The 486-nt window shown below is 54.3% G+C and carries 1 pseudogene; it reads left to right on the forward strand.

Annotation, left to right across the window (positions count from 1 at the left end):
• Positions 1 to 486: pseudogene (locus OQJ86_RS26410) on the forward strand (hypothetical protein); the annotation flags it as partial.

A 486-nucleotide genomic window follows, 5' to 3' on the forward strand; every position in this document is an offset into this window, starting at 1 on the left:
TGGCGATAGCACACGCTTTGAAACTTCTGACGAACTGACCATCAAAGCGGTCGATACGGACAATAAAGAAGTCACGCAAACCACGACAGTGGCTGCATTGGGTAAATGGAACGCGACGTTAGACGTCTCTGGTCTTAAAGACGGCACCATTACGGTGACGGTGAACGGGACTAACGACTTGGAGGCACCAGCAAAAGAAGCGGGGACGACATTTACGTTGACGCAAACTAAGCCAACGGTGGACGACGGTCAAACGTCGATTAACCCAACGTACGCAGCGGCGGGTGAGAGTGTGACCGTTACCGCCACGTTCGACAAAGGCGTCACCACACCGACGGGTTCGACGTTGGGTACCGCGGCGATCAACTGGACAGCACAATCGGGTACTCAAACCCAATGGGTGGGTACAGCAGAAGTCGCGTCGGTTGCGGATTCGGTGAAGAGTGTGGCGTTAACGTTGCAAGGCTTTAGTGATGCAACGGGCAA

Origin of the sequence: Vibrio sp. Sgm 5 (assembly GCF_026241575.1) — a bacterium.
GTDB lineage: Bacteria > Pseudomonadota > Gammaproteobacteria > Enterobacterales > Vibrionaceae > Vibrio > Vibrio jasicida.